The 4,956-nt window shown below is 78.0% G+C and carries 4 protein-coding genes; 3 read left to right on the top strand and 1 reads right to left on the bottom strand.

Translation table 11 applies throughout. The features are described 5' to 3' along the window. Nucleotides 1–202 precede the first annotated feature (202 nt). Nucleotides 203–1,252 (bottom strand): SWIM zinc finger family protein, encoded by a 1,050-nt coding sequence (locus IE321_RS40750; RefSeq protein WP_229916831.1) that lies wholly within the window; start codon nt 1,250–1,252, stop codon nt 203–205. Nucleotides 1,253–1,421: 169 nt separating this feature from the next. Here IE321_RS40750 and IE321_RS40745 point away from each other — a divergent pair, with 169 nt between their 5' ends. The 3 genes from IE321_RS40745 to IE321_RS40735 form a co-directional block, all read left to right on the top strand. After that, nucleotides 1,422–1,835: an MmpS family transport accessory protein gene (locus IE321_RS40745; RefSeq protein ID WP_043225955.1), complete on the top strand. Its 414-nt coding sequence runs from the start codon at nt 1,422–1,424 to the stop codon at nt 1,833–1,835. A gap of 108 nt (nt 1,836–1,943) precedes the next feature. Further along, complete coding sequence (locus IE321_RS40740; RefSeq protein WP_190226671.1) at nt 1,944–3,101, top strand: ATP-binding protein; 1,158 nt, start codon at nt 1,944–1,946, stop codon at nt 3,099–3,101. Continuing rightward, a partial coding sequence (locus IE321_RS40735) for a DUF5682 family protein (RefSeq protein ID WP_373316668.1) occupies nt 3,080–4,956 on the top strand: 1,877 nt, incomplete at its 3' end. The genes IE321_RS40740 and IE321_RS40735, both read left to right, overlap by 22 nt.

The following is a 4,956-nucleotide window of genomic DNA, read 5'->3' as shown; positions in this document are numbered from 1 at the left end:
GGCCGCAGCCCCGCGCGCCGCCGCAGGGTGCGCCGCGGGGCCTCGTCCAGCAGCTCCCCGGCGGCCTCGGCACCCCGCGCGGCCGAAGGCGGCCGCCGGTCGGTCCCCAGCAGCGCCGCGCTCACCAGTGCCTCCCACGCCGCCTCGGTCGCGGTCACGTCTCCTCCTTGGTCATGGGCTCGGGTCCTCGCCGCCGGGGCGGTCACAGCAGCGGCACCGTCTCCGCCGGGGCGTCCGGGGACCAGGCGGCCAGCGGGGTGAAGCCGCGGTGGCCGCACTCGCCGAAGACGGTGACGGGCGCGCCGCCCGACAGGGCGAGGAGCCGCCACAGGCCGGGGCGGGAGCGGTCGCCGCCGGTCAGCGGCAGGGCCTCGCGGCCGTCGGCGTCGGCGAGCTGCCAGCCGTACTCCGCCCGCGCCGGCACCACGCGGGTGAGCGTCGCCGGCCAGGAGTCCAGCCACGGGTCCTCCCGCAGCGCCCGCCCGTAGGCGTCCAGCGCCGCTCCCACCGCCCGTCCGGTCGGCGGCCCGGCCGGGCCGCCGACCGGGACCAGCGCCTCGCCGGGGTCGGCGCGGAGCTGCCCGGCGCCCGCGTGCGGGGTGACGACGCCGCCGACCACGGCGCCGACCGGCAGCGCCAGGGCGGGCGCGCGGCCCGCCGCGCCGAAGGAGAGCAGCAGGGCCGTGCGGCCGCCGCCGGTGCCGTACAGCCAGATGCGACGGGTCGTCAGCCGGCCGTCCCCCGTGTCGTACTGGGCGAGGACCAGCCAGCGGTCCCGCACCGGCGTGCCGCTCGCGGCGGACGGGAAGCCGACCCGGGTCCGCACCGTCGCCGCGAGCGGGGCGGGCAGCCGGTCGGCGGCCAGCCACGCGCGGCCGAGGAGATGGGTGAGCGCGCACTCCTCCAGGAGCCGCACCGGCCAGCCCGGGCCCGAGCCCGGTATCGCGCCCAGCTCCCGGACCCGGCCGGCGAGCCCGGGCGCCTGCGCGTCGACCATGCGGGCCGCCGTCTCCTCCCAGAGGCCGTACCCCTGCTGCCCGGCCGCCGCCAGCCCGCCGCGCACCAGGTCCGCCAGCCGGTGCCCCAGATCCTCCGCGCCCGCCGTCACCCGGGCCGCCCGGCGCTCGGCCAGCCGCCGGGCCGCCTCCGGATCGGCCGGGCCGGCCGTCGCGCCCCCCGCTCCGCGCGACGCCTCGTCAGGAGCCGGTGCCCGCACCTGTTCGACCGTCCCGCACACCCCCGTGTCATTCATGTACCTGACGGTATTATCCTCCACTGACAAAGCAGTTGACCTGCGGATTCGTCTCCGGCGGCGGCCCCGGCGCCACGACTGCTTTACCGATCCTTTACGGTGCTGTGCGGGCTCGCGCGAACCAGCGCGCGACCCTGGAACCGCACTACCGTGCAGGGGGAGTACCACCATGAACCGCACCGTCCGCACCGCCGTCTCGGCGCTCGCCGTCACCGGCCTCGCGTTCGGGCTCGGAGCCTGTTCCGAAGCGGCCGACAAGGCCGCCGACCAGGTCGACAAGGCCGTCGCCGAGAGCTACGAGGTGACCTACGAGGTCACCGGCACGGCCGTCGAGTCGATCGAGTACCACGCCGGCGACGGCACCGCGATGCAGCCGCAGGTCGAGAGCGACAAGAAGCCGGCCCTGCCGTGGACCAGGACCGTGAAGCTGCACGGCATCATGCCGCCCGCCGTCATGCCCGTCTCCCTCAAGCCCGCCGACCTCACCTGCAAGGTCGTCTACCAGGGCAAGGTCATCAAGGAGGCCAAGGGCGAGCAGGCCATGTCGGGCGGCTGCGTCGCCGTCTCGCCGGTCTTCAACTGACCGCGCACACCGCCCGATCGCGCCTCTGAACTGCGACGGAAGTCGATTGTCAGTGGCGTGGTGCACCGTGGATCGCACAGCAGGTCGCAACGATCTGGAGGGGGATCCATGACCGTGCCCGAAACCATCGCCCAGCCCGGCGCCGGTGCCGTGACGGACACCGGCCCGGGCCGGCCGGGGCCCGCCGCCGAGGCCCTGCGGCCCCACGCCGAGCAGGCCTTCGCCCACGAACTGGCCGCGCTCGCCGCCGCCGACGACCGCCCCCGGCCCGCCCGCTGGCGCCTCTCGCCCCGGGCCGTCGCCACCTATCTCCTCGGCGGCACGCTCCCCGACGGCACCGTGATCACGCCCAAGTACGTCGGGCCCCGCCGCATCGTCGAAGTCGCCGTCACCACCCTGGCCACCGACCGGGCCCTGCTGCTCCTCGGCGTCCCCGGCACCGCCAAGACCTGGGTGTCCGAGCACCTGGCCGCCGCCGTCAGCGGCGACTCCACCCTTCTCGTCCAGGGCACCGCCGGCACCCCCGAGGAGGCCATCCGGTACGGCTGGAACTACGCCCGCCTGCTCGCCGAGGGCCCCAGCCGCGCCGCCCTCGTGCCCGGCCCCGTCATGCGGGCCATGGAGCGGGGGGCGACCGCCCGCGTCGAGGAGCTGACCCGCATCCCCGCCGACGTGCAGGACACGCTCATCACGATCCTGTCCGAGAAGACCCTGCCCGTCCCCGAGCTGGGGGAGGAGGTCCAGGCCGTCCCCGGCTTCAACCTGATCGCCACCGCCAACGACCGCGACCGGGGGGTCAACGACCTCTCCAGCGCGCTCCGGCGCCGCTTCAACACCGTGGTGCTGCCGCTGCCCGCCACCCCCGAGGACGAGGTGGCCATCGTCGCCCGCCGGGTCGAGCAGCTGGGCCGCAGCCTCGAACTGCCCGCCCCGCCCGACGGCGTGGCGGAGATCCGCCGGGTCGTCACCGTCTTCCGCGAACTGCGCGACGGCGTCACCGCCGACGGGCGCACCCGGCTCAAGTCCCCCTCCGGGACGCTCTCCACCGCCGAGGCCATCTCCGTCGTCACCGGCGGCCTGGCGCTCGCCGCCCACTTCGGCGACGGCGTGCTCCGCCCCGCGGACGTCGCCGCGGGCGTCCTCGGCGCCGTCGTCCGCGACCCGGCGGCCGACCGCGTCGTCTGGCAGGAGTATCTGGAGACCGTGGTCAGAGAACGCGAGGGCTGGAAGGACTTCTACCGCGCCTGCCGCGAGGCCGGCGCGTGACGGCCCCCGCCGCCCCGGCGGACTCCGGGACGCGTACGTCCGGGCCGCTGCTGCTCGGGATCCGGCACCACGGGCCCGGCTCCGCGCGCGGCGTGGCCGCCGCCCCGCACGCGGCCCGGCCCGACGCGGTGCTGATCGAGGGCCCGGCCGACGCCGACGCGCTCGCCGCCCTGGCCGCCGACCCGGAGACGCGCCCGCCCGTCGCCCTCCTCGCCCACGCCGTCGACGACCCCGGCCGGGCCGCCTTCTGGCCCTTCGCCGCCTTCTCGCCCGAATGGACCGCGCTGCGCTGGGCCCTCGACCGGGACGTCCCCGTGCGCTTCGTCGACCTGCCCGCCGCCCACACCCTCGCCGCCGATCCCACCTGGGGCGACGGCGAGGAGGAGGCCGACGGCACCCCGCGGACCGACCCCCTCGCCGAACTCGCCCGGGCCGCCGGCCACCAGGACCCCGAGCAGTGGTGGGAGGACGTCGTCGAACTCCGCGGCGACACCGACCCGCTCGCCCCCTTCGCTGCCCTCGCCGAGGCCATGACCGCCCTGCGCGAGCGGGACGGCCACGGCGGCCACCCGCGCGACCTCGTCCGCGAGGCGCACATGCGGCTGCGGCTGCGCGCCGCCCGCAAGGAGTTCGGGGACGCGGTCGCCGTCGTCTGCGGCGCCTGGCACGTCCCCGCCCTCGCCCTCCGGACCACCGTCGCAGCCGACCGCGCCCTCCTCAAGGGCCTGCCCAAGGTGAGGACGGAGGTGACCTGGGTCCCCTGGACCCACCGCCGGCTCGCTCGCCGCTCCGGATACGGCGCCGGGATCGAGTCCCCCGGCTGGTACGGACACCTCTTCGCCGCCCCCGACCGGCCCGTCGAGCGCTGGATGACCAAGGTCGCGGGCCTCCTCCGCGAGGCCGACCACCCCGTCTCCTCCGCCGACGTCATCGAGGCCGTCCGCCTCGCCGAGGCCCTCGCCGCCCTGCGCGGCCGGCCCCGCCCCGGCCTGCCCGAGACCACCGACGCCGTCCGCGCCGTCCTCTGCGAGGGCTCCGACGTGCCGCTCGCCCTCGTCCGGGACCGGCTCGTCATCGGCGACGCCCTCGGCGAGGTCCCGCCCGCCGCCCCCGCCGTCCCGCTCCAGCGCGACCTCGACCGCCTCCGGCGCTCCCTCCGCCTCAGACCCGAGGCCGACGAGCGCGCGCTCGACCTCGACCTGCGCGGCACCACCGACGCCGCCCGCAGCCGGCTCCTGCACCGCCTGCGGCTCCTCGGCGTCGACTGGGGCGCGCCCGCCCCCGGCCGCGCCGGCACCGGCACCTTCCGCGAGTCCTGGCGGCTGCGCTGGCGTCCCGAGCTGCACGTGCGGGTCGCCGAGGCCGGCGTCTGGGGCACCACCGTCGAGGCCGCCGCCACCGCCCGGGCCGGGTCCCGCGCCCTCGCCGCCGACACCCTCGGCGAGGTCACCGACCTCGCGGAGCGGTGCCTGCTCGCCGGGCTCGCCGACGCCCTGCCCACCGTCCTCGGCGCCCTCGCCGACCGGGCCGCCCTCGACACCGACGTGGCCCACCTCGCCGACGCGCTCCCCGCCCTCGCCCGCGCGCTGCGCTACGGCGACGTCCGCGGCACCGGCGCGGACGCCCTCGCCGCCGTCGCCGCCGCCCTCGCCGCCCGCGTCTGCGTGGGCCTCCCGCCCGCCTGCGCCGGCCTCGCCCCGGAGGCCGCCGCCGCGATGCGCGACCGCCTGGACGCCCTCCACCCCGCGATCACCCTCCTCCAGGACGCGGCACCGGGCCCGCGCCCCGACCCGTCGCCGGATCCGGCCGCGGGCGGCGCGCCCGCCGGGGCGGCCATCGGCATCGGCGGCGGGGC

The sequence above is a fragment of the Streptomyces hydrogenans genome, from assembly GCF_014656075.1.
GTDB lineage: Bacteria > Actinomycetota > Actinomycetes > Streptomycetales > Streptomycetaceae > Streptomyces > Streptomyces hydrogenans.
Note: the sequence above shows the minus strand (reverse complement) of the source record. Positions and strands in the feature narration are given on the sequence as shown.